At 63.2% G+C, this 634-nt stretch carries 1 protein-coding gene; it reads right to left on the reverse strand.

Features of this window, described 5'->3' with window-relative positions; genetic code table 11:
* Positions 1-513, reverse strand: a 513-nt coding sequence (locus NKJ01_RS36305; RefSeq protein WP_352735402.1) for a tyrosine-type recombinase/integrase, incomplete at its 3' end; no start/stop codon positions are given.
* Positions 514-634: the final 121 nt, after the last annotated feature.

Here is a 634-nt window from a genome sequence, read left to right on the forward strand (position 1 = left end):
GCGATCCTTGCGTCCTTTGCCCTGTTCGACGCGGATCAGCATGCGTATGCTGTCGATATCATCGACCTTGAGGTGCGCGACCTCCGATACGCGCAGACCCGCGCCATAGGCGACACCGAGCGCGGCCTTGTACTTGATGCCAGGTGCTGCTTCGAGCAGCCGCGCCGCTTCCTCCACGCTCAGCACGTCCGGCAGCTTGCGTGGATGGCGCATGATCACCAGCACACGTGCCAGATCCCGCCGCTTCAGCGTCACCAGGAACAGGAACCGCAGTGCCGAGACCGCGCCATTGATCGTCGCAGGGCCGACGCCGCTCTCATGCTGATGCAGCTGGAATCGACGGATGTCCTCAGCCGTCGCAGTGTCGGGCGAGCGGCCAAGGAACACAGCGAAGCGCCGGACGTGACGAACGTAGTCTTGCTGGGTATGGGAGCCCAGGCCACGCATGAGCATGTCGTGCTGCATGCGCTGGCGAAGCGGAGAGATTGGTGCATCGGTCGACAGGGTAGCCATGGCGAGTTCCTCTCGTTGAAGGGAACTCCATGGTCAGATCGACCCCTCTACCCGCTCAAGTCAAAATGGCAGTCGCGCCATCTCAGAACGAGGCGCCCCTCCCGCGAAGCGGGTTCGTGCA

The sequence above is a fragment of the Mesorhizobium sp. M0276 genome, from assembly GCF_040321755.1.
Classification (GTDB): Bacteria; Pseudomonadota; Alphaproteobacteria; order Rhizobiales; family Rhizobiaceae; genus Mesorhizobium.